The organism is Xanthobacter lutulentifluminis, from assembly GCF_043194675.2.
Classification (GTDB): domain Bacteria; phylum Pseudomonadota; class Alphaproteobacteria; order Rhizobiales; family Xanthobacteraceae; genus Xanthobacter.
Window position 1 is genome coordinate 3,558,954 of record NZ_CM195525.1, and the last position, 25,801, is coordinate 3,584,754.

Genomic DNA, 25,801 nt, shown 5'->3' on the forward strand with positions numbered 1-25,801 from the left:
GAACTTCGGGACAGGCGCGTGCCGTCCCCTTTTATCTTGCCCTGCGCCTTCAGCGCTCCGAATCCGTGCTTCATCGTGGCTATGGGATCACTTCTGCTGCACGTCGGAGCTGTCGCTGTCGTTTGGTTCGACGTATTCGACGCGTGGCTTGACGGTCACAAAGAGCGCGCCAGCAGATGGTCGAGAGGGGAGTGCACCGACGGTAGATTTCTTGCGCGCGTCGACCGCGAACAGTGGTGCTTCCGGACCGCGGTTTGTGTGCGTCTCCGAACCCGCGAAGAGGCTCGGAGTCGGGCTGCCGATGATCGATGCGAGCTTGTCGAGATAAGCACGCGTCTCATCAGGAAGCGGCACACCGAGGAGTTTGTGTTCCTCATAGCGCGCTGGCCCCGCATTGTAAGCGGCGAGGAATCCCGGCGCCCCGTAGCGATCGTACATCTCGCGCAGATAGGCAGCACCAGCGGTGATATTGTCATACGGATCGAAGGGATCGTCGCCGAGCCCGTATCGGCTGCGCATCGCCTCCCAGGTGGCGGGCATGATCTGCATCAGGCCGATCGCACCTTTCGCTGACACCACGCGGGTTTCGCCGTCACTTTCGACACCCATGACGGAGCGTATCCACTGCTCCGGAATGTCGAAACGTTGTGCCACTTCGGCGATCTGTGCAGCCCACGGATCGGCCGATAGTTGATGGTTCGTGGGCGCTTTCCCAGGCGGCGGTGAGGACGCAGGTTCCGCTCGGGCCACGGCGCCGGAAATCATCATCAGCGTACAGGTGATGATCGCTTGCATGACGCGCCGTAGAGGCGAGCGCGACGACGTTTTGCACCATGCTCCTTGTCCGAGCGCCGACAGCCTGCCACCGTCCTCGCTCCGGTCAAGGGCGAGGCGTTGCCGGCCGCAAAGCGACCGCCCCTGACCTTCACTGCGCGCGGTGGCTGTCTGGCCAGCGATCGGGTCGGAGGGATGATCCCGTTTCCCATCGATCAGAGGGATAAGGGTCAATCCCAGTTCGCGCGACCCACACATGACATCAGGTCCGCTCATCACGCTTCGATGGGCGTGTCCAGAGCAGGTTCCAAGTCGCGTTGTCGATTTCCGACTGGAACAGGTGAGCGCGGAGCGGCTGGGTGAAGGACGGATCGTCTATGGCGAGCGACAGGTAGTCTCCGGCTCTCTCGCCGGTGCGCTTCCAACCAGCACCGGTTTCGATATCGTCGGTGGTGAAGATGCGATAGTGCGGCGCATTTTCGGCGTCCGCATTTTCAGCCGACCTGATGACCAGCTCGGCGTCGAGCGTCAGCGTCCGGATACGGCCGGTGAAGCCGTCCTTCGTCTTCTTGAAAGTCCCGATCTGCGGCATGGCACACTCCTTCTGGGGTCGGACACGAGCCGCCTATGGCTCGTCGGGAACCGGCTCTGAAGCCGGATCAATGTCGCCGTCGTTGGTCCAGATCGGAACCGCGCGACCGACGATGGAAGAGAGGGGAAGCGGGCCAAAATACCGACTGTCGAATGAGTCCGGCGCATCCCAGTTCATGAGGAAAGCGGCGTCGCTCGGGACGACGCGGCAGCCCTGCCAGACAGGCAGTGGTCGGCCACGACTGTCACGCTCACGAGCCGCCCCGTAGCGCCAGCCGTAAGCGATAATGTCGAAGCCCTCACGGCAGACGGTTTGGCCTGCGAGCGCGAGCACGCGCTTCAAGAGCGGCACGCCGCGCGGAAGATAGCCGCGGGCATCGAGGAAACCGGCGAGCGGTTCCGGCGGCATGACAATGGCAAGGTCCGTGACCGCGATCCGGTCTGCCGGCTCGACGCGATAGAGGCCGACCGGCACACTTGCCGACGCATTCCAGATGAAGCGCGGCGCGTGCCCCGACCAGACGGGTGCTGCGATCAGCAGCACACCGCTGGCTGTCATCATCAAGAAGAGGCCACGTGCCGTCATGACAGCAGCTCCCGGCGACGGAGCCAGGCGTCATGCTGTTCTTGCGAATAGGTGCGTGGTGTCTCATGCACCCAGAGCCTGTTGTGGACCTGCTGCCAATATTCCGGCGCGGCGTCAGAGGGAGCCACGCCGAGGGCTTCGACGGTGTCGACCGCCTTCAAGGCGCGCTCGACCTGACCCCATCCGGCGACGAAGAGCAGTATTTTCGCGCCGGGACGCACATAAGGCCACATGCAGCACGTTTCACCCGGCGCAACCGCGCGCATGATGGCGAGATGGGAGAGGGTTGTGCCATAAGCGTTCGCCTCCCAGCGCAATAGCGCGAATGTGCTGCCCGGAGTGAACATCGCGAGGCGTCTGCGACGATCGATCTGACGCTCGCACACCGGCTTGCCGAAGCGCAGCCGGACATTGATGCGGTCGCGCTCAAAGACGGCCAGGACGCAAGTGTAGCGGCGCGTGGTCATGCGTCTGCTCCGCCCTCAGGAAAGCGCGTCTCGAGCAGCGCGCGGATCATCTCGGCGACCGTGACGCCTTGCCTGAAGGCGGCGACCTTGACGCGGCCGCGCAGTTCCGGCGTCACGTCGATGGTAAGGCGCGCGGTGTAGATCTCGGCCTTCGCTGCCGAAGTCGGCGGTGTTGCCTGAACGGCCACCTCGACGCCGTTGCCCTGCTGCACCCAGGCATCGACTGTGGGTGCGGCGGGTTTCGCGCCGAAGGTGACGCGCTTGCCGCTCATGAGCTGCCTCCCATGATCTCGGCAGCGAGTGCGGTGATCTCCTGTGCGGCCGCGCCGCCGGGCTCCAGCTCGCTGGCCAGACGGCCAGTGGCGACGCTCTCGGCGAAGACGACGCGCTGGCCAATGTCGGCGGTGAGCGCGGGCAAGCCCTCCGGCAACGCGGCGCGCACGTCGCGGCCGATGATGGTGCCGACGATGCGGCGGTTGACGACGAAGGCGGCGCGGAGCTGCGGCTTGAACAGCCGCGCCTCGCCGATGAGCGCTACGATCTCGGCACTCGCCCAGACGTCATAGGGCGACGGCTGGACCGGGATCAGCACCAGGTCGGCGGCGAGGATCGAGGAACGCGCCAGCGCGGTTACGCGTGGCGGGCCGTCGATGACAACGTGATCAGCGCCGCGGGCGATGTCAGGAACTTCCGCATGCAGCGTCTCGCGGGGGAGCCCGAGAACGCCGAACAGGCGCGGCAGGCCGCTTTCCGCGCGCCGCTGCGACCAGTCAAGCGCCGAGCCTTGCGGATCGGCGTCGACGACGGCGACACGCGCGCCAGCGGCCGCCAGCTCACCGGCGAGATGGGTGGCGAGCGTCGTCTTGCCGACGCCGCCCTTCTGGTTGAGGAGCGCCACGATCATGACGCGCCCTCCAGGCTGGCACGGTCGTCATGTCCGGGTATCGGTCGCCCTTGGGGGCATGCTGGCGCGATAGGCAGCGCGACGATCGTATGGGATTGTTCATAAGCGTACTTATTCGTATAACTTAAGACATAATCGTCTTTTCTCAGTTTATATTGGTCATAGTTATCAACAATGTCGCCAGATAAATAAAGAGAGTTAGATTCCATATTAGAGAAGTTAGGGGATAATTTTTGCAAAGCGCCGCAATTGCTTAACGCGCATTCGCGCCTTTGATAGCACGATAGCCGTGCCCCCGATAGCACGAGTCCGAATGCCTTCGATAGCACGAGACTATTCACAGCCTTTCCACAGCCTCCCTTGAACGAGCGGACAGAAGCGGTGTGGCCGGCGCGAAGACGAGCAGTTCGCGGCCGTTGTCGAGCCGGTCGATGCGCAACCGATAGCCAGGCAAGGGCTGGCGGCGCACGATGTCGCGCAAATCGCAGGCGAAGTTCGAGAAGCGCGAGAGGCTGCCCGACTTGGCATGGAGATGATGAAAATCGAAGCTCCAGCCGCCGGGCTGGCGGCCGCCATGCTTGCGCACCAGCCGGTACAGCCAGCGTTCGATGCCACCGAACAGATCGAAATAGTTGCGGTCGATCGTCAGGACCAGGGCGTTGTTGAGAACGCCTTCGTAGAACCAGTCCGGCACGATCAGCTCGATGCCGAGCGGTCGGCCTTTGGCGTCGAGCCTTTCCTTCCATTCGTTGATCCAGGAAAAGCGATGCCGGCGCCTCTCGGAGGGCTGGCGGATCGACGTGGCGACGGTGGTGGCTTGCAGGCGGTCGAGCGCGGCCTTGAGGCGCTGATAGTCGCGGACGGAGGTGCCGCGGCCGATAAAGGTCAGGATTTCATAGGGTGTCGTCGCCATCAGCCGCGAGGTGCGCAGGCCGAGGTCACGAGCGTCGACGATCTGCGAAGCGGCCCAGATCAGGATGTCGGCGTCCCATATGGTGGCCAGGCCGAATTCGGCCGGGGCCTCGACATGGATGCGGACGTCGCCGGCCTCGAATTTAATCGGCTGGACGCGCTTCGACTTGGCGAGGGAGAAGAAGGGATAGGCCATGAGATCCTGCGAGTCGCGGGTCGCCATGTCGCCGGGGCGCGATCGGAACAGTTCGAGCTGGTCGCGCTCGGATATGTGTCTGCGCGCCGCCATGCGTTGCCGTCAGCGGGCTTGGGCGTAGCGGGGATCTGAGGTGGTGTTGCAAGCGCGCGCCTCGATCCAGGTTTCGAGGTCGTCGATCGCGTAGACGACGCGGGAGCCGAGCTTGCGGAACTTTGGTCCGCCGCCAATGACGCGCTTCTTGTTCAGCGTGTGCGGCGAGAGCTTGAGATAGGCGGCCGCTTCCTCATTGGTGAGGTAGCGGCTGGCCGGTTTGGATTCGGGACGATCCATGAAGCTGCCTCCGTCTCAGGCTGGCCGAGCGAAGCCCGGTCCAGCGGTTGGGAGGCAGCTTGGGGAAAGCCTGTCCTGCTGCGTATGGAGAATCCTGGCCGGTCGGCTTTCTCCCTCACGGGGCGGCGGCGGGCATGGGATACTCGCCGGCCCGACGCGCGGTCGCGCCCCACAGGAAACGGCGATAGCCGCCGTTCATGAGGGCGCGGCCACGGTGGACGAGATAGCGGACCCTGGCGCGCAGCTCGCTGTCACCATGCCATTTCTCCTCTACGAGGCGTGCGCCGAAGATCGCGATGGCGATCTCGCGCTCGCTGGCTCCGGCGAGATGACCGTCGAGGGCCTGCAAGGACTGCATGGTGATGATCGGCTCGGGCGAGCCGCGCCGGCCGGCAAGTCCGGCTGGGCGAGTGGCGATCACGGCCAGCAGTTCCTTGGCCTCGCGCAAGCGGGCATCGGCCCGGTCGTCCGGTGCGATCGCGAAGGTGAAGGGCATGGTGGCGTCAAGCGCGCCAGCGATATGGATATGCCAGGAGCGGCCGCGCCGGGTGAGCTTCAGCGCGAGGCGGCCGCCGTCATGGCCGATCGCCTTGCGGCCGGGAAAGGTCCAGAGGTCGAAGACCGGCGTACCAGCCTCCGGGTCTTCGTCCGGCACGATCGGCAGGGCGATGTCTGGATCAGGCCGCCAGAACGGCAGCGCGTCGCGCGCGTCGTGTTTGGGGTTCTCGAAGAAATCGTAACCCCCAATTCTGCGCATATGCGCTCAATGATGGACGCCGCTTCGTGCCAAAGCGGCGCCAGTCATTCCGATAGCCGGGATTGCGCCGCAGGTGCTCCCAGGCGACGGCCGGACGGTCGAGAAAGAGGATGTAGAGATAGGCGGCGTTGGCCATCCAGTCTTGCGTGTGGGGCATGTTTTCTCCATGTGTTTCGGAAAGCTTCTATTTTCAAGAGCACGCACCGTGTCCCCCAAAATGAGGCGGCTAAAGTTAAGGTGTCGTGCATCGTCGGGAGAGGGCGATTGCAGGCGGTATTTGTTCGGATAGTTGAGGCCGTACCAGCTATGACTTTGCGAGCCGGGCGGAGCCCGGCGAGCCGCGGCCGCGCCGCCGACCCGGATTTACGGATCGGCGGAAAATTTCCGGATATAGAAGGCCGCGCGGCATCTGCGGCTATGCGGCCTTCTCCAGCAGGGTCTTTGCTTTCGCTTCCAGTTCTAGCCGGCTATCCTGATGCGCCTTGGCGCGGGCGTGCGCCGTCATGCCCTGCACGAAATCGAAGATGCTTTCTGGCGGGCGGCCTTCCTCCTGCAAGACCGTCTCGATGATCTTGCCGGTCTCGGCCTTGCTGAAGCCGCGCTTGCGCATGAAGCTCTCGCGCTCCTCGTCGGTGCGGGCGACGATCTTTTCCCGGGCCGCCTTGATCCCGGCGATGAATGGCGCGGGCGAGGAATTGGCAAAGCTCGTCAGCGCGGGCGCCGCCTCATGGGCGAAGCGCTGGGCCGCGAACTTGCTGTGCCGGATGCTGATCTCCTCGAAACCTTCCACGCCCCAAAGGTTGCGGTTCATGCACACAGCGCGGAGATAGAAGCTCGCAATGCCGAGGGTCTTCGATCCGACTTCGCTGTTCCAGCAGTAGAAGCCCCGGAAATACAAATCCGGCTCGCCGTTCGGCAGGCGCCCTGCCTCGATGGGGTGGGTGTCGTCCACGAGGAACAGGAACACGTCGCGGTCGCTGGCATAGAGGGTGGTCGTATCCTTCGTGATGTCCACGAAGGGATTGTGCGTCATGGTCGCCCAGTCCAGCACGCCGGGCACCTTCCACATGGTGTCGCCAGTGCCGTTGCCGGCGATCTTCATGACGGCGGCGACAAGCTCGTGATCCCAGATGCGGCCATAGTCGGGGCCGGTCACGGCGCGAAGCTCAATGCGGCCGTCATCCGCCTCAAGCGTCTTCACAAGCTCGGCGACTTATCTGAACAGTCAAGCTGTCTCAGCGGACTTTCATCAGCCGAAACCAGCCGATCTGGCGGCGTTGCGCGGTTTTAGAACGGGTGAGACACTCGGGAGTATCTGGAGGGCTGCTCTTCGCATTGCGGTTCGTGGTTTTTACGACTGCTCAGCGAACCGAATGCGACTGGTGAAGGGATTTCTTTCGTGCAGACTGCTCCGCGGCCGTACCGGTCGACCACCTCACTTACGCTCAAAGCATCTCGCCGATATCTGACGCGCCGCTGGGATATGCGAACATGGTGGTCTTCAACTGCTCTGCCGTCAGCCCTTGCCTGATCGCCAGTGCAAAGATGTTGATCACTTCGTCAGCGTGCGGACCGACAAGATGGGCGCCGAGGATGCGGTCAGTGTCCGCGTCGACCAACGTTTTGAAGCCATACACCGTCTCGGCCTGCTGGCGTGCGGTGAACCAGCCGTCCACGCGCTCGGTCTTTACGCGAACGTTCAGGCCTTTCTCACGCGCCTTGGCTTCGCTCATGCCGACGGCTGCGATCGGCGGGATGGTGAAGGCGACACTCGGAACGCCTGTGTATTCAGGCCTGACCGTGTTGCCGTTGAGCAGGTTCGCCGAGACTACCTTCGCGTCATGGCTTGATACCGGAGTGAGCGGCGGTCCTAGGCCGGCGGCATCACCTGCTGCGTAGACCGCGGGGTTGGAGACGCTTTGCAAAAATCCGTTCAACGCCAGCCGCCCGTTATGGTGCTTTACGCTCCCGGCATCGAGATCGAGCGTCGCGAGCGCCGGCGCCCGACCCGCGGCATGGACGACCAGATCTGCGTCCATATCGAGTTCGCCGTCAGGACAGTCCGCCCGGACGCGATAGCCGTCTGATACCTTCTCAATGGCGGTCACCCCTGCCTGTGTGCGGACATTGATGCCGCGCTCGCTGAACTTGTCCATCAGCCAGCCGACGAGATCGGGGTCGAATTGCTTGAGCATTCGCTTCCCGTGCTGAAGAATTGTGACCTGTGCTCCGGCGCGCGCCGCGATGTGCGAAAACTCGGCCGCGATATAACCGCCGCCGACAAGGACGATGCGTTCAGGCAGGCTCTCCAGTTCCAGGAAGCCTTCATTGGTGATCAGGTGCTGCTCGCCCGGAATGCCGAGCGGCACGGCCTCGGCGCCGGCGGCGATCACGATACGGTCCGCCTCGATCCTCTCTCCTCCGAACTCGAGCGCATTCGGGCCGATAAAGCGAACGTGACCGTGGAAGGCGTGAATCCCTTTGTCGGCAAAGGCTTTCTCACGCTTCTGCGGTACCGGATCGGTGAAGCTGCGCTTGAAGGCCATCAGTCCCGTCCAATCGAGCGTCGCGTCCCCTTCGATTCCACGTCCGCTCATGCGCCAGGCGTGATCAGCCGCCTCGGCGCCGCCGACCATCATCTTCTTCGGATCGCAACCGCGCAAGGCGCAGGTGCCCCCGAAGGGCCGGAAGTCCGCGACGGCGACGCTCCAGCCAGCCGCACGAACCCTGTGTGCTGTTACGATCGCAGCCGTTCCCGTGCCGATGATCGCAAGGTCATATCTCTTCGCCACTAGATCTCCTCCAACATTGTCACGTTCGACATCCGAGCCTTCACGGCTCAGCCGGCGCAGCATGAGAGCTTCGCCACGTCCTTGTCGAAGGCAAGAGCCGCGAGCTTCAGGCCCTCAACGGTGGTGAGATACGGAAAGAGCGTATCCGCGAGGTCGTCGACGGTGAGGCCGTGCCGGATTGCCAGGGCCGCCGTCTGGATGCTGTCGGCTCCCTCCGGTGCGAGGATATGCGCCCCGAGCAGCCGGCCGCTGCCAGCGTCGGCGACGAGCTTGATGAGCCCGCGTGTGTCTCGGGCGGCAATCGCGCGCGGCACCTGGTCGAGACCGATCGTGGAGACACGGACGGCGTGGCCGGCGGTCCGCGCAGCCGCCTCTGTCAGCCCGACGCTCGCCACCTGCGGATCGGTGAAGACGATGGCCGGCATGACACTGTTGTCGTAGCGCAGGCTGTCGCCGTTGAGGGCGTTCTTCGCCGCGAGCTTGGCACCGTAGGCGGCCATGTAGACGAACTGATCGTGACCGGTGACGTCGCCGGCAGCGTACACGCCCGATCTTGTCGTGCGCATGCGGTCATCGACGAAGATGCCGCCCTTCGGCGAGAGAGCGATCCCATGCTCGGCGAGCCCGAGACCTTCGATATTGGGCGCGCGGCCCGTCGCCACGAGCACCTGATCGGCGTCGATCGTGACGTCCTTGCCGTCGCGATGGACAGTGAGTGCAACACCGTCCGCGGTCTTGCGGATCGTCCGGTACGTGATGCCGGAAATCACCGCGATGCTCTCGTCCATGAAATACCCCGTCAGCGCCGTGCCGATCTCGGGTTCGGCCTCCGGAAGGAGACGCGAGCGGCACACCAGCGTCACCTCGACGCCGGCGCGGGCGAACATCTGGGCGAGTTCGGCCCCGATATAGCCGCCGCCGATCACGAGCAGAGATCGGGGCAGCGCCTCGAGATCAAGCGCCGTCGTGCTCGTCAGGTATGGCACGGTCTCGATGCCGGGGATGACAGGGACGGCCGGTCGCGCGCCGGTCGCGATGATGATCTTGCCGGCTGAGACAAACGTGCCGTCCACCTGGACGCCGCCGTCCACGATGCGCGCCGGCCCTTCGCGATAGGCGATGCCGTTGTAAGCCGGGAGCAGGTCGGCGTACTTGGCCTGACGTAGCTCCGAAACCAGCGCGTCCTTCTGACGGACGGTTCCGCCCCAGTCGGTCAGTTCGGCCTCGGCCGTGATGCCGGCGAAACGTGCCGCGGCTCGGGCATTGTGGAGCGTCTCGGCGGCGCGGATCAGCGTCTTCGACGGCACGCAACCGATATTGACGCAGGTGCCGCCGATGGTGCCGCTGCCGATGAGGGCCACCTGGGCGCCCTGATCGGCTGCCGTGATCGCGGCCGAGAAGCCGGCCGAGCCGGCGCCGATGATGGCAAGGTCGTAGGAACCATTGTTGCGGCCATTCGTGCCAAGGCGCCGATGCGTCACGGGCCTGTCCGGCGATGCCGTATCGCCCGACGATTGAGGCTCACCTTGTGTCTCGGCCGCGTTGTTGCCGTGGCCGGCGATTGTGCCGATTCCGGCAAGGCTGGGCCCGAAGATCGCCCGACCTGCTTCGAGAGCTTCCTCGATCGACAGCCGGAATCCCGGCTCCTCTGCAGGACGCTGCCGGCGCCACGCGGCGAGGTGATCGTCGGAACAGAAGAAGGATGTTGCAGTGCACAGCGAGTTCGCAGCGCATCCGCCTTCGTAATGGACGCTGAGCCATACGACGGCCGTCGTCGGCTCAACGTCGGCCAGAGCCCGGCCCCGTTCCTGCGTGGTGATCCGGACCGGCGCGCCGCAGTGGCGGCAGCGCGAGACGATCGAGATGTCTTGGTCGGTCATAGCGCCGATGCCGAGCGCGTCGACCGCGCACATCGCAGTAAGAGTGCGTCCGTCCAGTGTGACCCGGTGGCCGGTGTCGCGGTCGGTGAAGGGATACGCGCCGACAATCATGTCGCCATCGAGTACGACGAGGTCGCGACGGCGGAGCTCTTCGAGCAGCGCACGGACGGCTTCCTCGCTCAGCCCCGCACGCTTGGCAAGCGCGCTTGGGGTCGGGGCTCGCCCGTGTTCGGCGTAGAGCTGTAGCAACGCAACGCGCACGCGATCCGTGGCCGCCTCGTAGCCGCTCCAGCGGTTGAGCACATGGTCGGAGCCGACCATGGCCAGCAGGGCCTCCTTCACCACGGGTGACGAAACCACCGACCAGTCCGGAAACGTCACACCCGGCCGCACGGCCAAGCTCGGCACCGTTGCGGATGTAGAAACCGTCGCCTTGTCGCGGGACGCGGAGGATGTGCAGCAATCGTTCATGGCTTCAGGCCTTCATTCAGAATCTTCGTGTTGGAACAGACGACCTTTGCACGGCGATGATGGATGCCGCAGGCGACAAGCCCGAGGCCCGCGGCGATCAGGGAAAGCACGACCAGACCCGAACCCGTCAACCACGCGCCGAGGCCGGCCAGCGGCGGGGGCACGGCAAGGAGTGGCGCCGCGCAGCAGATCGCAACGACAATGGCGCCTGCGGCGCCGGTGCGGATCAGGGCGCGGTCATGCATGTCAACTGCCTTGCTCCTGCGTCGGGCGGGCCGGATAGCCGGCATTCATGCTGGCGGCCGCGATGGCATCCGGGGTCGTCTGCGCGTCGTCGAAGGTCACGGTCGCGGTCTTGGCTTCGAACGAGACGGCCACCGTCGAGACCCCGGGGACCGCCGCCATCGAGGTCTTCACGATGTAGGGGCAGGAGGCGCAGGTCATGTTGTCGATGGCGAAGGTGACTGTGCGTTCGGTAGCGAACACGGCAGGCGCGGTCATCACCGACATGATCAAAGCAAGAGCACTCAAACTCTTCTTCATGGGACGGGTCTCCTCTTGGTGTCAGGCGGAAAGCAGCAGCGGGGCGACGTAGTCGAATGCGAAGGCGGCCGCGACGAGCACCGTCGCAAACCAGAGCGCGATCTGGACAATGCGGCTGGGGATCGGGCGCGCGCAGGCAGCATCCTCGGCGCAGGCCCGCCTCGGCTTCCAGTAGACGAGATAGAAGCCGTAGCCGAGAACGCCCGTCGTCCCGGCGACGAAGAGCGGCTTGTAGGGCGCGAGCGCCGTCAGATTGCCGATCCAGGCGCCACCAATGCCTAGGCTAAACAGGATGAGCGGGACGATGCAGCACGAGGAGGCGGCAAGCGCGCCGAGAATGCCGCCGACGGCGACCAGGCGCTGCCGTCCGACTTCGGCTCGGTCCGACGCGAGCACGTCGGTCGTGGCGGACGTCATGCCCGCCGTGCTGGGTCGCGATATATCCATGTCCGATCTCGCTTTCCTTGCCGAAATCCTCATTGCGCAGTACCATGCGGTCTGTAGCAACTACAGGGTCAAGAGGGATTTTTGCGATGCGCGATCACGCTGGCGTGAAGGGCCTGCAGCGGGCTGAGCTCGCCCGGCGGACGGGCAGCAATCTGGAGACTGTGCGCTACTACGAGAAGGTCGGGCTCCTGCCCGAGCCACCGCGCACGGCGGCCGGCTACCGCAGCTACGACACGACGCACGAGCGGCGCCTTCGCTTTGTGCTGCGGGCACGCGAGCTCGGCTTCTCACTCGACGAAATCCGCGAGCTGTTGCGCCTGGTCGACGAACGCGACCAGCCCTGCGCCGAGGCAAGCGCGGTCGCCGCCGCGCATCTCGACGATGTGCGGGCGAAGATCGCTGACCTGAAGCGCATGGAGCGGGTGCTCAAGGACGTCGTCGCGCAATGCGCCGACGGCACGCGGCCGGAATGTCCGCTGATTGAGGCGCTGTTCCGGGAGCGAACTGTCAACTGATCGGGTCGAGGAGCGCCTATGCGGCGCCCCTGACGTCGTTCCGGCAAGCGTTGCCCTGCTGGGCGTGCAGCCAGTCGGCGATCTGCTGCGCCTTGGCTGCGGCGGTGAAGATCGCGCGCTTGTCGGAGCGAAGCACCTCGAGCCAGGAGGCGATATAGCTGGCGTGGTCGGGCCGCGGCTCGACGCTGAGATGGAGGTCGGCGCAGATCATGGCGCTCAGGAGCTCGACCGTGCATTCCTCCATAGCATAGGCGGCCGAGCCGAACCGTCCGGAGAGATCACGGTCGAGGCGATGCCTGGCGCCGGAGGCGTGCCCGCATTCGTGGAGCAGCACGGCGTAATAGGCTGCGGCATCGCGGAAGCAGGCGAAGTCGGGCATCTGCACGTGGTCGGTGGATGGGCGGTAACAGGCCTGCGATCCGCCGTGGCGGATGTCGATGCCGAGCGCTGCGCAGAACCGTTCGGCCCGCTCGATGCGCTCGGCCTCGGGTAGCACCGGTATCTCGGGCGGCGTGTAGCCGTCGACCTGCGCGCAGTTGAAGACCGTGTAGCCGCGGGCGAACATGCGCCGGGCGGGCTCGTCGCGATCCTCGTCGCCGTCCTGTACGTCTGCCTTGCCGTGGCGATCGACGGTCTTCCAGAACACGACGAGGTGCCCGCGCTCGCCCTTGCGGACCTGGGCGCCGAGCGCCTGCCACTGGCGATAGGTGCCCCAGATGCCGGCGGGAAAGCCGGCGGCGTGCGCGGCGGCCCAGAGTGCGATGACGTTGACGCCACGATAGGCCTTGCGCGAGGCGACGTTGACGGGCGTAGTGATGGCCGATCCGTCGTGGTGCCAGGGCATCCGGTACTGGTCGGCGCCGGCCTCGATGGCGGCGATGATCTGGCTGGTGACACGCTCGTAGATGTCGTTCCGGGGCTGGGGTGTGCGATCGGTGGTCATGGCTGCCTCCTGTGTTCGCCCTCTCCGTCGAGGGCGAGGCGGCAGGGGCAGACGCGGGAAGCCGGGCCGTCACACCCTGTTCTCGGTGCTGGTGCGGAACAGGGTTGATGGGCCGGCAGCGTCTGCCACAACCCGAGCCCTGCCTCGACGGGCGAGCACGGGAGGCAGCCATGACCGGCGAGCGGCGCCTGGACCGGTCAGGATGAAGCGCGGCTGTCAGCCGGTGCCGTCCAGAGGCGGACGCCGCAACGGGACGACCCTGGCGTCCACGGATCGAGACAGCTCCGCTCGCAGACCTTCGATGACGGCATCTCGCTCGGCGAGCTGCAACGTCAGCATCTGGATGTGCTGCGCGAGCGTCCGGGTGAGCGCCCGCAGCTCCGCCATCTCGGCACCACGCACGGCGCGTAGTTCCGCTTCCAGAGCATGGATGCGTTCCTTGAGGGCCCTGGGCGACGATCGCCGCAGGCGGGCTTCGGCCGCGCGGAGCTCGGCGAGAAGATCGCCGGCCCGGTTCGCCGTCGCTCGGCTGACGCCGGCCTCGCGCGCCAGGTTGGCGACGGTCAGCGCCCCGTCGGTGCGTTCAGGGCGGCCGTCGAGCAACCGCTTCATGGCAGCCCTTAGCGCCGCTTGGCTCTTCGGCCCGAGCGCGGTCATGCGTCACCGTCCATGAGAGGCGCGATCAGCCGGCACTTGCGCTCGTTGTCCCGCAGGATCGCCGTGCGCTGCAGCGGCGATAGACGCCGGTCGGCCAGAAGCGCTTCGCCCTCGACGATCGAGGCCTGCCACGGTTCGCGGTGCCGGGCGGTCAGGCAGGCGTTCGGGCACCGGTCGGGGCTGCAGCGCGATAGGGCCGGCGCCGTCCGCTCGGCATCTGGCGCGCCGGTGAGGCAGAGCGCGGTCGCTGCATCGAACAGGCAGTCGTTGAGGAAACCGACATGCAGGGTCCGCCCGAGATGGGCAACCATGGTGCGCAGCCGCTTGCGGTCCAAGATCCGGCCGGGAAGATCGCCAAGTTCCTCCTGCACGCGGCCGAACTCGCGTCGCAGTCGCGCAGCACCCGGTCCCGCCGGGCCTTCACGGCGAAGATAGGCCTCGTAATGGGCGACAATGTCGTCGAGCTGGCCGAGTGCACGTTCGCGCTCGATCGCCAAGCGGAAGTCGGCCTGCGCCGATCCGGCATAGCCTTCGAACATGGCGACCGAGGCGTGCTTGTACTGGATCTTGCCGGCGACCGTGCCGAACGGCCGGTTGGCGATGTACCAGGCGATCGTGCGTCGGAGCTGCCGGGTCGTAAACTTCCAAGGCTCGTCGCCGATGCGCGGAATCGCCGGCGCGGCCTCCGAGCGCGTGTCGAGGCCCTCGCGGAAAAGGTTGAGTGTCGGCGTTGCACCCATCCCGAGATGATCGTTGCTCCAGGGCCAGTCCTTCAGCGCCACCCACAAGGATGACAGTTCCTTCTCTCGGCGATTGCGTGCCGAGAGAACCTCCATCACCGCGACGGCGCGAGCGACGGGCTCGATCGTGATCCAGTCGGCCGTGACGCCGCGCGCGCCATGGCGCTTGTACACCGTGCTGCGCAGCCGGTACCGCTCGACCAGGCCGTCGGCGCTGCGCACCGGCGACACGCAACCCGGCTGCATCGCCTGCACCTCGCTGTCGCGCATGCCGGTGAGGTAGGCGCAGACGAGATAGCAGGCGCCCTGCAACATCCGTTCTTCGCGGGCGAGGCTGAGGCCGTCGAAGCGCTCGCGCCATGGCAGTCCGGTGTCCGGATCGATCGAGATCGGCGTATCGAGCCCGCCGATCTCGGTTCCGAGCTCGGCGGCTGCCTTCTCGATCAGTCGTGCAGTCGGCTCGGACTGGCTGATGCGGCCGCTCTGCGGAGCGCCGGCGTGAAGGCGCATCAGATGGAGATTGTAGGGCGGGGTCTCTTCGCCGGTGAGCGGGTCGATGCGGCGGGCCACATTGGGCGCGTGCTCCCAGATCGGCACGCCTCGGCCCATGGCCCGGCGCACGTCGAGCCACTTGGCCACGCGGGCGCGATAGTTCTTGGCCACGGCCCGTCCGGCCCGCGCGTCCCGCGCCATCAATCGGGCGCAGCGGGCTTCGAGAGCGTCAAGCTCGGCCCGCGCCGCGAGGATATCGGGCGCATAGACCTCGACATACTTGAGCGCCCAGCGCAGCATGGCGCCGATGACCGGCTCGGGAATGCGCGGCGTGGCGTTCTCGGCGGGCGCTGGCGGCCGGCCGGCAACGCGGTGCGCCGCACGTCCACGCCACGGCAGGAAACCGATGCCGCCGCCGGTTAGCCATGGCGCCAGGTGATGCAGGTCGATCGGCACCTCGACATACTTCACCGTCTCGTGAGGCGTTCGCCGTCCGCCGTCACGGGCATACGCCAGATAGGCGTCGAGCAGCGCCTGATCGATCCGGCTGAGATCGACGGCGCCAGTCCTTGCGCGGAGGAACGCGGCGAAATGCTGGATGTAGCGCAGCAGGCGGATCGCCGAGGTCGCGCCGCAGGGCGCCCGATATCCCGGCACATGGATGCGCAGGCGGGCGATCACGTACTCCTTCGCCAGCCGCCGCGTGACGGGATCGGCGATGCGGGCGAGGTTCAGCCGGTAATTGCTGTAGCGGGCGTTCACCCGGAAAATGGCGGCGCCCAGGTCCCAAAGATCGTCACCGAAGCGCGGAAGTCGCGTGCGGTCGGCATCGTCCCTGACCGCCACGCCGGCAAGCACGGGCTCGTCGTTGCCATAAATGGCCGAAGGCAGCGACGCGTGCTGCGGCAGCTTGATCGGTGCCGGCATCATGGCGCTCTCGCTTCGGGCGGCAGGTAGAGGAGCGCGGGGTCCGATGACCCAATCCGACGGGCTTCCTCGATCTCGGCGTCGGCGAACCGGGGCAGAATCTGTTCGGCGATGCGTCCGTGAACCCGGCCGAACTTGGCGATCCAGTCGGCTTCGCTCAGCACCTGCCGCTGCGCCCGGATGAAGTTGAGGAAGGCCAGGAGCGCGGGCACCTTGCGGGCGGTGACCACGGCATTGCTGCATTCGAGACACCCCCAGAAGGGGGACGGACAGGCCTCTCCCTCCGAGCCGAACGGGCTGTTGTAGAAGCCGCCGCAACTGGCGAGCCAGACGTCCTGCTCGCCGCCGAACAGCGCCTTGACCGCGGCGGCGCCGACAACGGGAAGGCCGGTCGCCTTGTCGGGATCGGTCTGGACGGCCGCTTCCTCCTCCGACGACAGGACACAGGGGGGGAACGCGGCGTCGAGCGCATCGGTCATGGCGTCGGCAATTGTCGCCTCGTGCAGATGACGAAGCGCGGGAATGTCGGCGTAGTGGTCGGCCGCGACCGCGACAGTGTGGCCGACGGCGAAGCGGTCGAGCTGGCCGCCCGTGCGCCGGTACCATGCCGCCTTATGCGTCTTGCGCAGGCGCGTCAGATTGAGGCGAAGGCGTTGGCCCCGCTCATCAAGGATGCCGTGCCGGCGCGTCCATGAAGCCGCGAGCTCCTTCATGCTGAGCACCCGAGGGGTCAGGCGGCCCCAGGCACAGTGCGCCCAGAGCGTGTCGGCGCCGAGCCGGCTTCTCGCCGGACCGGTCCACTGCAGCGCCTTGCGGATCAAGCCGCCCGGCGTCGAGGAACCGCCGTCGCGCACACGCAGCCGCTTCCACTCGGCGCCGCGCGCCCGACGCTTGCAATACTCGATCTCGACATAGCCGCCCGCCGGGTTCTTCAGGCAGTCCGCTCGCAAGCCCTTGATCGCTTCGATCTCCATGCCGGTGTCGAGCGAGATAAGCACGATGAGCGGCACGAGATCGGCGGCGATGAGATGCCGGCGGCCATGCAGATCGTGGATCAGGCGATCGTTCGGCAGGCCACTCTCGCGGCGGAGCGTGTAGAGTCGCTTGAAGAGAGGGTGCCTGTGCCCGATGACGCCTTCCGCGTCGATCACTTCCATTACCTGTTTGTGGGTTGCTGCCAGCGCCTTGCTCCGATCGGAATCCTCGACCGCCGGAATACGATCGGCCTCGCCCAAGCGGCGGATGATGGCGGCGAGATCGGTGCGCGCCGCCTTCCGCAATGCCGCGGCGACATCATCGCCATAGGCATCGCGCGGCCTGGCGCGCACGCCGGGCCGATCGCTCGTGTACATCAGCCGGCGTGAGGCATCGGGCGGCAGGTGGCTGGGCTCCGCGGCCTCGGCAAGCCGCAGCAGGTTGAGCACCTTGCTCATGCGGTGCAGGCGGTGATTGGGATGCAGGCCGCTCCCCTCCATCCAGGAATCGAAGCCGTCGATGCAGACGGCACTGACGTCGGAGAGACGGGCGACGTGCGATCCGGCGGAATCGAGATAGCGCCAAAATGTCTTGAGCGCATTGGCATAGGCGTAGGCCGTCGAGATCGAGCCGGCCGGACCACCGACCTGGCAGGCGCGCCAGAGCGCGCCGGCAAAGGTCCGCGCCAATGCCTTGCGGCCGGCGAGCATCGTCAGGTCGATCGTCTTGCTGCGATCCGCCAGCGTGACGGTAAAGCGCAGCGATGCGATCGCAGCGGCGGCCTCGCCCTCGGGATCGGGCAGCGCCTCGGGAAAGAGGGCGCGGCGACCCGGCCGCCGCACCGATGGAGCCGCCGCGGCGGTCATGCCGCGCCGCCAGCCGTGTCTTCGGCCCAGCGATCCGCGGCGGCCTCGACCAGCTCCTGCGCCTCGGCGAGGCTGTCGAGATAGATGTAGGTGCTGGTGATACTCGCATGCCCCAGCAGGTGCTGGAGCTTCTGCAGAGGATCGCCGAGAATCCGCCGATAGGCTGCGCCGTGCTGGTCCTGCGGATCGAACACGGATCCGATCTGCTCGCGGATCAGCATGGAGAGCATGTTGACGGCGAAGGTGTGCCGCAGCGTGTGTGGCGTCACCTCGACCTCGATGCCGAAACGGCGGCAGCGGGTGCAGGCCCGCCGAAAGGCAGCTTCCCAAGTCGCCGAGGGCACGGGCTTGCCGCCTTCAGTCAGCCAGAGCAAGGCATGCTGCGCCTGGCCGGGCGTGCCGACCAGCACGCGGCGGCGTTCGCCCAGCGTCAGACGGTCGAGCCGGACACGCTTGCCCGCCGCGTCTGTTGCCTTCCCGTCCTCCAGCATCAGCCAGAGCGGATCGGACACCGAAGGCTCTGAGCGCGCGGCAGAGACCGTGCGCTCGAGATCGACATAGTCGCCGATCAATCTCAGTACCCGGCGGGGAACGCGGATGCGCCGTGGTCGTCCGCCCTTGGCGATCGGACCGGGGAGATCGAACGGCACCGAGCGCGATTCGGGATCGGTCAGGCGCGGCAGCTCACTCAGCAGCAGACTGCCGGCCTCTGTCAGCCGCAGGCCGGTCGTGACGAGAAGCTCGGCAAACAACGCATTGCGCTCGCCGTTGCGGCCGCGCCACGTCGCGTCCTCCGAGCCGTCGGGAAGCCGGCCGCGCAATCCCACCTCGCGGAACAGCAGGTAGCGGCCAAGATCGATGTAACGGGTATCGTGGCGCCGCGCGGCGCGCTCGCGGGCACGGTTCGTCGTCACAGCGAGCACTGCGCGGCTACCGCCGGCCCTGCGAAGGGTGGCGCCGTAGCTGAAGGGCGAGATCGCAATGATTCCTTCCTCGACAGCCCAGCGATAGAGCTTGTCGAGCGCGGCAACGCTCCGGTTCCAGCTCGCAGCCGAGATGCGGTAGGGAGCTGCCGACAGCCGACGCGCCCGGTGAAAGGCCAGGACATCGTCGCGGCCGGCCTGCCAGACCGTCTTGCCGCCGCGCCGTTCGACAAGAAAGCGCGCCCAGACGAGAATGTCGCGGGCGTAGGAGCGCCACGTGTTCGGCGATCGCGCTCCCATAGCAGGACAGGCACGAAAGAACCGGTTGAGAGCGAGATCGTAGCTGCCGTCATCCATCAGGATGAACGGCATGCCGTGAATCAGCCCGGTGCGCTCGACCGCGTCGAGCGCACCGGGCGCGAGGCTCACTGCAAGGTCATCAAGGAAAAGCGGACGCGAAATAGTGTCAAGATCGGTAAAATACAAATGCACGCACGATACCCAAGCGGAGCGCCTTCGGCGCAACTTCATTGTTTAGAATGCGAGGGGTTCCCCTCGCGCTCTCCCGCTCGCCGCGTGGCAGGGGTGCAGGACTTAGCCTGCACCCCATGAACAGCTTGTCGTGCCGCCGCCGCGTCAAGCGTTGTCCTCGCTACGCTGCGGGAACGCTTGACCCGGACGTCTGAAGAGCTTCACCGGAGCCGTGGTGAGGCGCCTCCAATGCATGATTCTGAGACAGGATCACAGAGTCAGGATAAGGCGCGGTGCGACAGCAAGCCGTGCTGCAGGTTGATGCCGGCGAGCGGCGCGGGAAGCTGGCGCATATAGGTGGCGGGCGCGCCGACAAGGCTGCACAACTGCCCGAAGCTCCAATGCGTCGGGGCGATGGGCGCATCCTGTCCGGGAACGATCAGCGAAAGCCGCTCCGCATCCTCCCGGCTTGCCTCCACGCGTACGGCGCGGCTCTCCACGGTGCGGGCCTTGGCGCGATCCGCGCGGGCCTTCACGGCATCGTAAAGCTCGGTGAGCGACAGGAAGCGTTCGTCGTCGGGGCGCGAGAACCACTCCGACGACACGCGGCCGATCCGCTCGCCACGTGAGATGTCCACGCGGAAGCCGCTTTCAACAGTCTGGCCATTCTGGCTGGTGCCGATGATGTTCATGGTCGTTGCTCCTTTTCCCGTAGATGCCGAAGGCATGTCCCCCGACATGCCTTCCGGGGGCGCGAGAGCGCGCGGGAATGGAGGGGGCACATGCCGGCGCGCGGAGCCGGACTGCCAGGCCGAGCGAGGTGGGTCCGATGATGGGAAGGATGACCGTCATGACCACCTTGCGAGGCGGCGGCCCTGCTCCGCAACAGGCGGCATTTGCGGGGAGCAAGGGGAAAGTCCCCCTTGGCTCCCCCGAGGATCGGCAAGGCTCCGGCCGCGGCCGATCGGGACAAAGGGAGCGCAGCTCGCCATACTCGATTCTGGCTGTGGGAACCTTCGTCAGCCCCGGCCGATGGTCGTCCGCCTCTCGCAATCGTTGCGGAGATGGGCTATATAGATCGAAATTCAATATCGAAATCTGACCTGATTTTGATGCCGTTATTCGAGGACGAGGCCATGCAGCGCGTGGAAGCCGAAATTGCCGTCAGCGTTTCCGACCTGAAGAAGAACCCGACTGCCATCGTCGACGGCGCGCGGGGCAGCGCGGTCGCGATCCTCAACCACAACCGGGTCATGGCCTATATGGTGCCGGCCGATACCTATGAGGCGATGATGGACGCGCTCGACGATCAGGTGCTCGTCGAGATCGCCAAGGCGCGCGCGAACGAGAAGGGCGTGCCGGTCAGCCTCGATGACCTATAGGCTGGAATTCCTGCCCTCCGCGCGCAAGGAATGGGACAAGCTCGGCGCGACGCTGCGCGAGCAGTTCAAGAAGAAGCTGGCGGAGCGCGTGAGCCAACCGCATGTGCAGGCCGACGCGCTGCGCGGCATGCCGGATCAATACAAGATGAAGCTGCGCTCGGCCGGTTATCGGTTGGTCTATCGCGTCGAGGATGAAAGGGTCATGGTCGTCGTCGTCGCCGTGGGGAAGCGCGAGCGTTCTGAGGTGTATGAGGCGGCGAAGAAGCGCCGTTAGGACGCTTTACAGCCGATCAGGGCAAAGGGAGCACGGCTCGCCGTATCTCCTTCGGGCGGCGGCGGACATGAACACGGCGAAGCCCCGCTTTCGCGGGGCTCCCCCTGTGGCGGCCGGTGTCACTCGGCGGCGCGGCGGGACCAGATAAGTGCGAACTCACCCTCAGTCTCCGTCTCGACCAGGCTCGCATAGATCGGAGCCGGGAATGACGGATCGTCCAGCTTGACGGAGTGGTAGTCGCGGCCCTCGCGCGAGGTCTTCTTCCACGCCGCTCCGAACTCGGTGGCACCGGAGAAGATGCGGAAGTCCGGCCCCTTCTCGTTGTCGCCTTCGGCGGGGACGAATTCGACCGCCTTGACGTTGAGGCTCAGGGTCTTGACCGCGCCCTTGAAGCCCTTGGCGGTGGCGGTGAAAGTGCCGATGGTGGCCATTGCGGTGGTTCTTTCTGCTGACCGGGCCGCGCCCATCGCGGCCTCACATGAGGGGGTGCTCGTCAAGCTGTCGTTCCGAGCTGCTGAGTGGTCGGTCTCGAGGACGCCCCGCGGCGTGCGAGGCGTCCTGCCGAGGGTGTCAGTCGCTGTTGCGGCGGTTAGGTCGCGACCAGATCAGGCTGTGGCTCTGACCGTCCTCGTCCTCGACTAGGTTGGCGTAGATCGGAGCGGTGAAGCTCGGGTCGTCGAGCTTGAGACCCAGGTAGTTGCGGCCCTCGTTGGACTGCTTGGACCAGGCGGCGCCGATTTCGGCGTTATGTGGAGCTCCACATAACGCCGATTATGCGGAGAACGGGATTATGCGGAGCGCTGGCCTGTGAGCGCTGGTTTTCCGCCGTTTTCGGTGAGTTCTGCTATGCATAACTGGGGGGTAAGCCAGTCGCCTCTAGCGTCACTGGCCAAGTTATTGTGACCGAAAATCATTATGGCTGCTCTGGGTGCATCGACGGATGTGGTGAATTCGAGGACTCAAAGATCAAGCTGGGGCACCTGCTGCCAAGCCGGGCGTACGTGCGGACGTGGTTAGCGGCGATCAGTCAATATCGCCTCATGGCCTGTCCCAGGATTGATGTCTTAAAATGTGACCCGGAATTACTCCAAGTCCTGCAGAATATGCCACTCGTCGAGCAGGAGGGCCTCAGCGGCGAGGATCCACTGCGGCCGAAACATCAGTCGGCTCGCGGTGTCAAAGGAGGTCGTCCGTTGAAGTTGATGGTGTCCGGAGCGGTGGTTCCGCCTGACACGATAAACTGCATGGCATCGGTCGCCGACCAGTCCAGCCAAACGAGGCGCTCAACGGGCAGGAGTTCCATGTAGCCGGAGGTGGGATTCGGCGTCGTCGGCACGTAGACGGCAGCAATCTCCGCGCCGCTCTCCGCATCGGTGAACACACGCGTCACCAGCCCAACAGCCTTCATCTGCGGTGAGGGAAACTCGATCAGAACGACCCGCTGGCTCGCTCCATCCCTCACCTCGAACGAGGCGAGAAGCTTGCGCACCGCTCGATAGAGGCTTTCGACCACGGGCACGCGGTTCATGACGGTATCCATGAGCGCAACGAGACGCTGGCCGATCATGGCTCGCGTCATCAGGCCCAGAAGGTAAAAGAGGAGGATCGTCACCGCGATGGCGAGAATGCCTGCGACGGCGTCACGGGTCAGCACGTCTGTGAGCTCAGACGCGACGACCCTGGCCCAGCCCAACAGCGCATTTACCATGGGGCGCCCGACACCGGATAGGAGATCGAGAACCAGCCCCACAGCCCAAATGGTGATGGCGAGAGGCAGGAACGCCACGAGCCCCGCAAGGATTGTGCACTGGAGGTGTCCCATGGCTCTGTGCGTACTCCAGATTTTGACCAGCCGACGCTGGCCGGATGCCGTTAACGCCACCACGGGTCCGGCGTAGATATGAATGTTCTACAGCCAGGGCCCGTCAACACATTGCACGGTCTGCAAAGGGGTGGCCCGTCAGCTCTTCTCCTGCTTTCCGCTGTCGAGGGTTGCCCATCCTGTGGACGTTCCGGTCGGAGGGAGGCGATCACGTTCTCCCTTCGCTCGCAATATGTGGGCCTTTGCCAACATGTGCGCGCTTACCGGCGCGGTGAGGAATAGGAACAGAGTGATCAGAAGCTCGTGGATCGAGAGTGTCCCGCGCACCGCCGCAAAATAGATCATGGAGGCGATGAGCAGCGCGCCGATGCCAAGCGTCGTTGCCTTGGTGGGGCCGTGCAGGCGACGCATCATATCGGGCAGACGGGCGAGGCCCAGCGCGCCCACAAACAGGAAGAATGCGCCGATGAGGATCAGCGCTGCGACCAGTGCCTCGACGAGGGGATGCATGGGCGTCTCCTATTCGATGACGTTGCCGCGCAGGAGGAACTTGCAGAAGGCCACGGTGGTCACGAACCCAACCATGGCGAACAGCAGCGCCGCCTCGAAATACATGGCCGTGCCATAGGCGATTCCGCCAAGCACGATGAGCGCGATGGTCTCGATCACCAGTGTGTCGAGCGCCAACACGCGGTCGGTGGCGTCCGGGCCGGCCGCGAGGCGATAGAGCGTGAGTAGGATCGCGAGGCAGACGGCCCCCCCCGCGATGATGATGGCGGAGGCGATCATTCGAAGATCCTCTTCAGCCGGCGTTCGTAGCGGGCCTTGATGGCGGCGACCGTTGCTTCGGGATCGCCGGCGTCGAGGCAATGCACCAGAAGTGCCTTGCCGTCGGCGGAAAGGTCCGCGCTCACCGTGCCGGGCGTCATGGTGATGGTGCCCGCCAGCATGGCAATGGCCTCGGGGGTCTCAAGGTCGAGCGGCACGCAGACATAGCGGGTGCGCAGGCTCGCGCCGCGCCGAAACAGGATCAGCTTCGCGACCTCGATGTTGGAGACCACGATGTCCCACATCACGAGCAGCGCGTATTCGGCGATGGTGAGGGGCGCCTTCAGGCGGGGCCGGCCGGGCCAGAAGGGCGCGGTGAGCAGGGGAATGGCGAGGCCGAGGATCACCCCCAGAACCACCACACCCGCCGTCACCTCATTCATCAGAAAGACGAAGACGAGGGTGAGGAGCACGGTGAGCAAGGGATGGGGGAGGAGGCGCGCGCGCATGTCAGTCTCCCGCCGGGGGGCGCGTGTCCGGCCCCAGTACCGCGCCGATGTAAGCGGAGCGGTCGAGGGCCTGTTGCGCGGTGAGCTGCAGCCAGTCCGTCGCGGGCCCGGCCGCCAACGTCCAGGCCAGAGTGAGGGCCAGCAGCGCCACCGCCGCAGCCAAGGGTAAGGCCGGCGGCGGCTTGGTCTCGGATGCCGGGCCGCTGGCCCAGAACAGCACCGACCCCGCCCGCGCGAAACCGAAGGTCATGACCAGGCTTGCCGAAAGGATGAGAGCCCAGATCCAGGGCCAGATGACGGACGCCTGCACCGCCTTCAGGATCATGACCTTGCCGAGGAAGCCGGACAGCGGCGGCAGCCCCACGAGGGCGATGGCCGCGAGGAAGAACAGGCCGCCCAGCAGCGTCTCGCCGGCCATGGCGGGGGCCGATACCAGCCGGTCACTGGCAGCCCCCCGCTGCTCCTGCACCAGCCCGGCAATGAGGAAGAGGGCCGCGCCGGCAAACGTTGAGTGGACGAGATAATACAGCCCCGCCGAGAGCCCCGCGGCATCGAACAGGCCGATGGCGATCAGCAGCGTGCCCATGGAGGCGATGACCGCGAAGGCGGACAGATCGCGCAAGGTGCGGCTTCCAACAAGGCCGATGGTGCCCACCACCAGCGTCACGAGGGCCGCAGGAATGACGAACGGCGCCGCCGCCAGCGCCAACGGCCCCGCGCCTGCACCAAAAACAAGGCCGTAGACTCTGATGATGGCGTACGCGCCCACCTTGGTCATTATCATGAACAAAGCGGCGGCTGGCGCCGAGGTTCCGGCATAAGTGGCGGGAAGCCACCAGTGCAGCGGCACCAGCGCCGCCTTGGTGGCGAAGACGAGGAACAGCAGCAGCGCCCCCGCCTTCAGCAGCCCAGCGTCGGCCGCCGCCACCTGCGGCACTTTCACGGCAAGATCGGCCATGTTGAGGGTGCCGGTGACAGCATAGATCAGCCCCACGCCCACGAGGAAGACGACGGAGGCGAGCAGGTTCATGGCCACATATTGGAAACCCGCCTTCAACCGCCCCGGGCCGCCGCCGTGCAGCATGAGCCCGTAGGAGGCGATCAGCATCACCTCGAAGAACACGAACAGGTTGAACACGTCGCCGGTGAGGAAGGCGCCGTTGATGCCCATGAGCTGGAACTGGAACAAGGGATGGAAGTGCCGCCCCCGCCCGTCCACGCCCCCGGCGGAATAGACCACCACGCATAAGGCGAGCACGGCGGTGAGCAGCAACAGGGTCGCCGACAGCCGGTCGAGCACCAGCGTGATGCCGTAGGGCGCCGGCCAATCGCCCAGCCGGTAGGCGCGAACCGTTCCATCCGATGCCTGAGCAAAGAGAAAGGCGGTGATCCCCACCAGAAGCAGCGTGACGACGATGGAGACGATGCGCTGCCCGCACAAATGGTGGCGCAGAACAAGGACGAGAAAGGCCGCTGTTATGGCGGGTAGGATGACCGGCAGGATCTCCATATGGTCGAGTGGCGCGCTCATGGCTCGCCTCCCGCGTCGGTCCGGCGCGGTGCATCGAGCGCGCTGTGGTCGGAGCCGGTTTCCAGATAGCCCCGCAAGGCCAGCACCACGATCAGCGCCGTCATGCCGAAGGAAATGACGATGGCGGTGAGCACCAGCGCCTGGGGCAGGGGATCGGTGTAGCCCGAAGCATCGGGCGAGATCACCGGCGGGTGGTCGATGGTAAGCCGGCCCATGGCGAACAGGAACACGTTGACCGCATAGGACAGGAAGGTCAGGCCCAGGATCACCGGGAAGGTGTGGGCGCGCAGCAGCAGGTAGATGCCGACCATGGTGAGGATGCCGATGGCGGCGGCGACGAGAAGCTCCATGGC

30 protein-coding genes and 3 pseudogenes are annotated in these 25,801 nt (G+C 65.8%); 3 read left to right on the plus strand and 30 right to left on the minus strand.

What is annotated here, in order from left to right:
- Positions 1 to 87: 87 nt before the first annotated feature.
- The 16 genes and pseudogenes from V5F49_RS16370 to V5F49_RS16445 form a co-directional block, all read right to left on the minus strand.
- A complete protein-coding gene (locus V5F49_RS16370) occupies positions 88 to 1,050 on the minus strand; it encodes a lytic transglycosylase domain-containing protein (protein WP_281810078.1) in 963 nt (320 codons plus the stop codon).
- Complete coding sequence (locus tag V5F49_RS16375; RefSeq protein WP_110372405.1) at positions 1,037 to 1,366, minus strand: DUF736 domain-containing protein; 330 nt, start codon at positions 1,364 to 1,366, stop codon at positions 1,037 to 1,039. Before V5F49_RS16375 ends, V5F49_RS16370 begins: the two co-directional genes overlap by 14 nt.
- A gap of 33 nt (positions 1,367 to 1,399) precedes the next feature.
- Positions 1,400 to 1,951 (minus strand): S26 family signal peptidase, encoded by a 552-nt coding sequence (locus V5F49_RS16380; RefSeq protein WP_183856703.1) that lies wholly within the window; start codon positions 1,949 to 1,951, stop codon positions 1,400 to 1,402.
- Entirely contained in the window at positions 1,948 to 2,418 is a 471-nt protein-coding gene (locus V5F49_RS16385; protein ID WP_183856701.1) for a DUF2840 domain-containing protein, read from the minus strand. The genes V5F49_RS16380 and V5F49_RS16385 overlap by 4 nt, the downstream gene beginning before the upstream one ends.
- The gene (locus V5F49_RS16390; RefSeq protein ID WP_183856699.1) at positions 2,415 to 2,690 is read right to left on the minus strand and encodes a ribbon-helix-helix protein; all 276 of its coding nucleotides are present in this window, start codon (positions 2,688 to 2,690) and stop codon (positions 2,415 to 2,417) included. Before V5F49_RS16390 ends, V5F49_RS16385 begins: the two co-directional genes overlap by 4 nt.
- On the minus strand, positions 2,687 to 3,322 hold the full coding sequence (gene parA, locus V5F49_RS16395) for a ParA family partition ATPase (protein WP_183856697.1): 636 nt from the start codon (positions 3,320 to 3,322) through the stop codon (positions 2,687 to 2,689). The genes V5F49_RS16390 and parA overlap by 4 nt, the downstream gene beginning before the upstream one ends.
- Positions 3,323 to 3,659: 337 nt before the next feature.
- Positions 3,660 to 4,523: a replication initiator protein A gene (locus tag V5F49_RS16400; RefSeq protein ID WP_183856694.1), complete on the minus strand. Its 864-nt coding sequence runs from the start codon at positions 4,521 to 4,523 to the stop codon at positions 3,660 to 3,662.
- Positions 4,524 to 4,532: 9 nt separating this feature from the next.
- A complete protein-coding gene (locus V5F49_RS16405) occupies positions 4,533 to 4,763 on the minus strand; it encodes a helix-turn-helix transcriptional regulator (protein ID WP_183856692.1) in 231 nt (76 codons plus the stop codon).
- A gap of 115 nt (positions 4,764 to 4,878) precedes the next feature.
- Complete coding sequence (locus V5F49_RS16410) at positions 4,879 to 5,520, minus strand: DUF2285 domain-containing protein (protein ID WP_210308505.1); 642 nt, start codon at positions 5,518 to 5,520, stop codon at positions 4,879 to 4,881.
- Positions 5,441 to 5,677, minus strand: coding sequence for a transcriptional regulator domain-containing protein (locus V5F49_RS16415; RefSeq protein WP_373878250.1), 237 nt, complete (start codon positions 5,675 to 5,677; stop codon positions 5,441 to 5,443). The genes V5F49_RS16410 and V5F49_RS16415 overlap by 80 nt, the downstream gene beginning before the upstream one ends.
- Before the next feature lie 258 nt (positions 5,678 to 5,935).
- A pseudogene (locus V5F49_RS16420) lies at positions 5,936 to 6,730 on the minus strand (DUF932 domain-containing protein); the annotation flags it as partial.
- 235 nt (positions 6,731 to 6,965) lie between these two features.
- Positions 6,966 to 8,375 carry a dihydrolipoyl dehydrogenase family protein gene (locus V5F49_RS16425; RefSeq protein WP_246670937.1) on the minus strand — a complete coding sequence of 470 codons (1,410 nt, stop codon included), beginning with the start codon at positions 8,373 to 8,375 and terminating at the stop codon, positions 6,966 to 6,968.
- Positions 8,360 to 10,663 (minus strand): bifunctional organomercurial lyase/mercury(II) reductase MerBA, encoded by a 2,304-nt coding sequence (gene merBA / locus V5F49_RS16430; RefSeq protein WP_281810080.1) that lies wholly within the window; start codon positions 10,661 to 10,663, stop codon positions 8,360 to 8,362. The genes V5F49_RS16425 and merBA overlap by 16 nt, the downstream gene beginning before the upstream one ends.
- Complete coding sequence (locus V5F49_RS16435; protein WP_036742955.1) at positions 10,660 to 10,908, minus strand: hypothetical protein; 249 nt, start codon at positions 10,906 to 10,908, stop codon at positions 10,660 to 10,662. The genes merBA and V5F49_RS16435 overlap by 4 nt, the downstream gene beginning before the upstream one ends.
- A gap of 1 nt (position 10,909) precedes the next feature.
- Positions 10,910 to 11,206: a heavy-metal-associated domain-containing protein gene (locus V5F49_RS16440; protein WP_012112816.1), complete on the minus strand. Its 297-nt coding sequence runs from the start codon at positions 11,204 to 11,206 to the stop codon at positions 10,910 to 10,912.
- Between the two features lie 21 nt (positions 11,207 to 11,227).
- Positions 11,228 to 11,623, minus strand: a complete 396-nt coding sequence (locus V5F49_RS16445; RefSeq protein WP_231771510.1) for a mercuric transporter MerT family protein — start codon at positions 11,621 to 11,623, stop codon at positions 11,228 to 11,230.
- Between the two features lie 116 nt (positions 11,624 to 11,739).
- On the opposite strand from V5F49_RS16445, the gene V5F49_RS16450 reads away from it, so the two are divergent.
- Positions 11,740 to 12,168 (plus strand): MerR family transcriptional regulator, encoded by a 429-nt coding sequence (locus V5F49_RS16450; RefSeq protein ID WP_012112818.1) that lies wholly within the window; start codon positions 11,740 to 11,742, stop codon positions 12,166 to 12,168.
- Positions 12,169 to 12,184: 16 nt separating this feature from the next.
- Here the strand turns inward: V5F49_RS16450 and V5F49_RS16455 are convergent, their stop codons facing one another.
- The 6 genes and pseudogenes from V5F49_RS16455 to V5F49_RS16480 all read right to left on the minus strand — a co-directional run.
- Positions 12,185 to 13,111 carry an ArdC family protein gene (locus V5F49_RS16455; protein WP_012112819.1) on the minus strand — a complete coding sequence of 309 codons (927 nt, stop codon included), beginning with the start codon at positions 13,109 to 13,111 and terminating at the stop codon, positions 12,185 to 12,187.
- Between the two features lie 216 nt (positions 13,112 to 13,327).
- Entirely contained in the window at positions 13,328 to 13,768 is a 441-nt protein-coding gene (locus V5F49_RS16460; protein ID WP_012112820.1) for a hypothetical protein, read from the minus strand.
- Complete coding sequence (locus V5F49_RS16465; RefSeq protein WP_012112821.1) at positions 13,765 to 15,930, minus strand: hypothetical protein; 2,166 nt, start codon at positions 15,928 to 15,930, stop codon at positions 13,765 to 13,767. Before V5F49_RS16465 ends, V5F49_RS16460 begins: the two co-directional genes overlap by 4 nt.
- Positions 15,927 to 17,768, minus strand: a complete 1,842-nt coding sequence (locus tag V5F49_RS16470; RefSeq protein WP_012112822.1) for a site-specific integrase — start codon at positions 17,766 to 17,768, stop codon at positions 15,927 to 15,929. Before V5F49_RS16470 ends, V5F49_RS16465 begins: the two co-directional genes overlap by 4 nt.
- Positions 17,765 to 19,120 carry a tyrosine-type recombinase/integrase gene (locus V5F49_RS16475; protein WP_245283067.1) on the minus strand — a complete coding sequence of 452 codons (1,356 nt, stop codon included), beginning with the start codon at positions 19,118 to 19,120 and terminating at the stop codon, positions 17,765 to 17,767. The genes V5F49_RS16470 and V5F49_RS16475 overlap by 4 nt, the downstream gene beginning before the upstream one ends.
- Positions 19,121 to 19,449: 329 nt before the next feature.
- A pseudogene (locus V5F49_RS16480) lies at positions 19,450 to 19,854 on the minus strand (DUF932 domain-containing protein); the annotation flags it as partial.
- A gap of 444 nt (positions 19,855 to 20,298) precedes the next feature.
- Here V5F49_RS16480 and V5F49_RS16485 point away from each other — a divergent pair.
- Together V5F49_RS16485 and V5F49_RS16490 are read left to right on the plus strand one after the other, a co-directional pair.
- Positions 20,299 to 20,544 carry a type II toxin-antitoxin system Phd/YefM family antitoxin gene (locus V5F49_RS16485; protein WP_183856688.1) on the plus strand — a complete coding sequence of 82 codons (246 nt, stop codon included), beginning with the start codon at positions 20,299 to 20,301 and terminating at the stop codon, positions 20,542 to 20,544.
- Positions 20,534 to 20,818 (plus strand): type II toxin-antitoxin system RelE family toxin, encoded by a 285-nt coding sequence (locus tag V5F49_RS16490; protein WP_394118471.1) that lies wholly within the window; start codon positions 20,534 to 20,536, stop codon positions 20,816 to 20,818. The genes V5F49_RS16485 and V5F49_RS16490 overlap by 11 nt, the downstream gene beginning before the upstream one ends.
- A gap of 119 nt (positions 20,819 to 20,937) precedes the next feature.
- Here the strand turns inward: V5F49_RS16490 and V5F49_RS16495 are convergent, their stop codons facing one another.
- From V5F49_RS16495 to V5F49_RS16530, 8 genes and pseudogenes are all read right to left on the minus strand, one after another.
- Positions 20,938 to 21,249 (minus strand): DUF736 domain-containing protein, encoded by a 312-nt coding sequence (locus V5F49_RS16495; RefSeq protein ID WP_183856684.1) that lies wholly within the window; start codon positions 21,247 to 21,249, stop codon positions 20,938 to 20,940.
- Between the two features lie 139 nt (positions 21,250 to 21,388).
- Positions 21,389 to 21,559: pseudogene (locus tag V5F49_RS16500) on the minus strand (DUF736 domain-containing protein); the annotation flags it as partial.
- A 418-nt stretch (positions 21,560 to 21,977) separates the two neighbouring features.
- Positions 21,978 to 22,640 (minus strand): DUF502 domain-containing protein, encoded by a 663-nt coding sequence (locus V5F49_RS16505; protein WP_394118472.1) that lies wholly within the window; start codon positions 22,638 to 22,640, stop codon positions 21,978 to 21,980.
- A 138-nt stretch (positions 22,641 to 22,778) separates the two neighbouring features.
- On the minus strand, positions 22,779 to 23,150 hold the full coding sequence (locus tag V5F49_RS16510) for a Na+/H+ antiporter subunit G (RefSeq protein ID WP_394118473.1): 372 nt from the start codon (positions 23,148 to 23,150) through the stop codon (positions 22,779 to 22,781).
- 9 nt (positions 23,151 to 23,159) lie between these two features.
- Positions 23,160 to 23,429 (minus strand): K+/H+ antiporter subunit F, encoded by a 270-nt coding sequence (locus V5F49_RS16515; protein ID WP_394118474.1) that lies wholly within the window; start codon positions 23,427 to 23,429, stop codon positions 23,160 to 23,162.
- Entirely contained in the window at positions 23,426 to 23,917 is a 492-nt protein-coding gene (locus tag V5F49_RS16520) for a Na+/H+ antiporter subunit E (RefSeq protein WP_394118475.1), read from the minus strand. The genes V5F49_RS16515 and V5F49_RS16520 overlap by 4 nt, the downstream gene beginning before the upstream one ends.
- A 1-nt stretch (position 23,918) precedes the next feature.
- Entirely contained in the window at positions 23,919 to 25,448 is a 1,530-nt protein-coding gene (locus V5F49_RS16525; RefSeq protein WP_394118476.1) for a monovalent cation/H+ antiporter subunit D, read from the minus strand.
- Complete coding sequence (locus V5F49_RS16530) at positions 25,445 to 25,798, minus strand: Na+/H+ antiporter subunit C (RefSeq protein WP_394118477.1); 354 nt, start codon at positions 25,796 to 25,798, stop codon at positions 25,445 to 25,447. Before V5F49_RS16530 ends, V5F49_RS16525 begins: the two co-directional genes overlap by 4 nt.
- Between the last annotated feature and the right edge of the window lie 3 nt (positions 25,799 to 25,801).

Excerpts from the sequence above, each read along its gene's own strand:
- V5F49_RS16520 (WP_394118475.1), bottom strand. The coding sequence starts at position 23,917 with ATGCGCGCGCGCCTCCTCCCCCATCCCTTGCTCACCGTGCTCCTCACC.
- V5F49_RS16490 (WP_394118471.1), top strand. The coding sequence starts at position 20,534 with ATGACCTATAGGCTGGAATTCCTGCCCTCCGCGCGCAAGGAATGGGAC.
- V5F49_RS16510 (WP_394118473.1), bottom strand. The coding sequence starts at position 23,150 with ATGCATCCCCTCGTCGAGGCACTGGTCGCAGCGCTGATCCTCATCGGC.
- V5F49_RS16485 (WP_183856688.1), top strand. The coding sequence starts at position 20,299 with ATGCAGCGCGTGGAAGCCGAAATTGCCGTCAGCGTTTCCGACCTGAAG.
- V5F49_RS16495 (WP_183856684.1), bottom strand. The coding sequence starts at position 21,249 with ATGGCCACCATCGGCACTTTCACCGCCACCGCCAAGGGCTTCAAGGGC.
- V5F49_RS16385 (WP_183856701.1), bottom strand. The coding sequence starts at position 2,418 with ATGACCACGCGCCGCTACACTTGCGTCCTGGCCGTCTTTGAGCGCGAC.
- V5F49_RS16435 (WP_036742955.1), bottom strand. The coding sequence starts at position 10,908 with ATGCATGACCGCGCCCTGATCCGCACCGGCGCCGCAGGCGCCATTGTC.
- V5F49_RS16505 (WP_394118472.1), bottom strand. The coding sequence starts at position 22,640 with ATGGGACACCTCCAGTGCACAATCCTTGCGGGGCTCGTGGCGTTCCTG.
- V5F49_RS16530 (WP_394118477.1), bottom strand. The coding sequence starts at position 25,798 with ATGGAGCTTCTCGTCGCCGCCGCCATCGGCATCCTCACCATGGTCGGC.
- V5F49_RS16425 (WP_246670937.1), bottom strand. The coding sequence starts at position 8,375 with ATGCTGCGCCGGCTGAGCCGTGAAGGCTCGGATGTCGAACGTGACAAT.
- merBA (WP_281810080.1), bottom strand. The coding sequence starts at position 10,663 with ATGAACGATTGCTGCACATCCTCCGCGTCCCGCGACAAGGCGACGGTT.
- parA (WP_183856697.1), bottom strand. The coding sequence starts at position 3,322 with ATGATCGTGGCGCTCCTCAACCAGAAGGGCGGCGTCGGCAAGACGACG.
- V5F49_RS16400 (WP_183856694.1), bottom strand. The coding sequence starts at position 4,523 with ATGGCGGCGCGCAGACACATATCCGAGCGCGACCAGCTCGAACTGTTC.
- V5F49_RS16375 (WP_110372405.1), bottom strand. The coding sequence starts at position 1,366 with ATGCCGCAGATCGGGACTTTCAAGAAGACGAAGGACGGCTTCACCGGC.
- V5F49_RS16450 (WP_012112818.1), top strand. The coding sequence starts at position 11,740 with ATGCGCGATCACGCTGGCGTGAAGGGCCTGCAGCGGGCTGAGCTCGCC.
- V5F49_RS16440 (WP_012112816.1), bottom strand. The coding sequence starts at position 11,206 with ATGAAGAAGAGTTTGAGTGCTCTTGCTTTGATCATGTCGGTGATGACC.
- V5F49_RS16470 (WP_012112822.1), bottom strand. The coding sequence starts at position 17,768 with ATGACCGCCGCGGCGGCTCCATCGGTGCGGCGGCCGGGTCGCCGCGCC.
- V5F49_RS16370 (WP_281810078.1), bottom strand. The coding sequence starts at position 1,050 with ATGAGCGGACCTGATGTCATGTGTGGGTCGCGCGAACTGGGATTGACC.
- V5F49_RS16445 (WP_231771510.1), bottom strand. The coding sequence starts at position 11,623 with ATGACGTCCGCCACGACCGACGTGCTCGCGTCGGACCGAGCCGAAGTC.
- V5F49_RS16380 (WP_183856703.1), bottom strand. The coding sequence starts at position 1,951 with ATGACGGCACGTGGCCTCTTCTTGATGATGACAGCCAGCGGTGTGCTG.
- V5F49_RS16460 (WP_012112820.1), bottom strand. The coding sequence starts at position 13,768 with ATGACCGCGCTCGGGCCGAAGAGCCAAGCGGCGCTAAGGGCTGCCATG.
- V5F49_RS16415 (WP_373878250.1), bottom strand. The coding sequence starts at position 5,677 with ATGCCCCACACGCAAGACTGGATGGCCAACGCCGCCTATCTCTACATC.
- V5F49_RS16410 (WP_210308505.1), bottom strand. The coding sequence starts at position 5,520 with ATGCGCAGAATTGGGGGTTACGATTTCTTCGAGAACCCCAAACACGAC.
- V5F49_RS16515 (WP_394118474.1), bottom strand. The coding sequence starts at position 23,429 with ATGATCGCCTCCGCCATCATCATCGCGGGGGGGGCCGTCTGCCTCGCG.
- V5F49_RS16405 (WP_183856692.1), bottom strand. The coding sequence starts at position 4,763 with ATGGATCGTCCCGAATCCAAACCGGCCAGCCGCTACCTCACCAATGAG.
- V5F49_RS16455 (WP_012112819.1), bottom strand. The coding sequence starts at position 13,111 with ATGACCACCGATCGCACACCCCAGCCCCGGAACGACATCTACGAGCGT.
- V5F49_RS16390 (WP_183856699.1), bottom strand. The coding sequence starts at position 2,690 with ATGAGCGGCAAGCGCGTCACCTTCGGCGCGAAACCCGCCGCACCCACA.
- V5F49_RS16465 (WP_012112821.1), bottom strand. The coding sequence starts at position 15,930 with ATGATGCCGGCACCGATCAAGCTGCCGCAGCACGCGTCGCTGCCTTCG.
- V5F49_RS16525 (WP_394118476.1), bottom strand. The coding sequence starts at position 25,448 with ATGAGCGCGCCACTCGACCATATGGAGATCCTGCCGGTCATCCTACCC.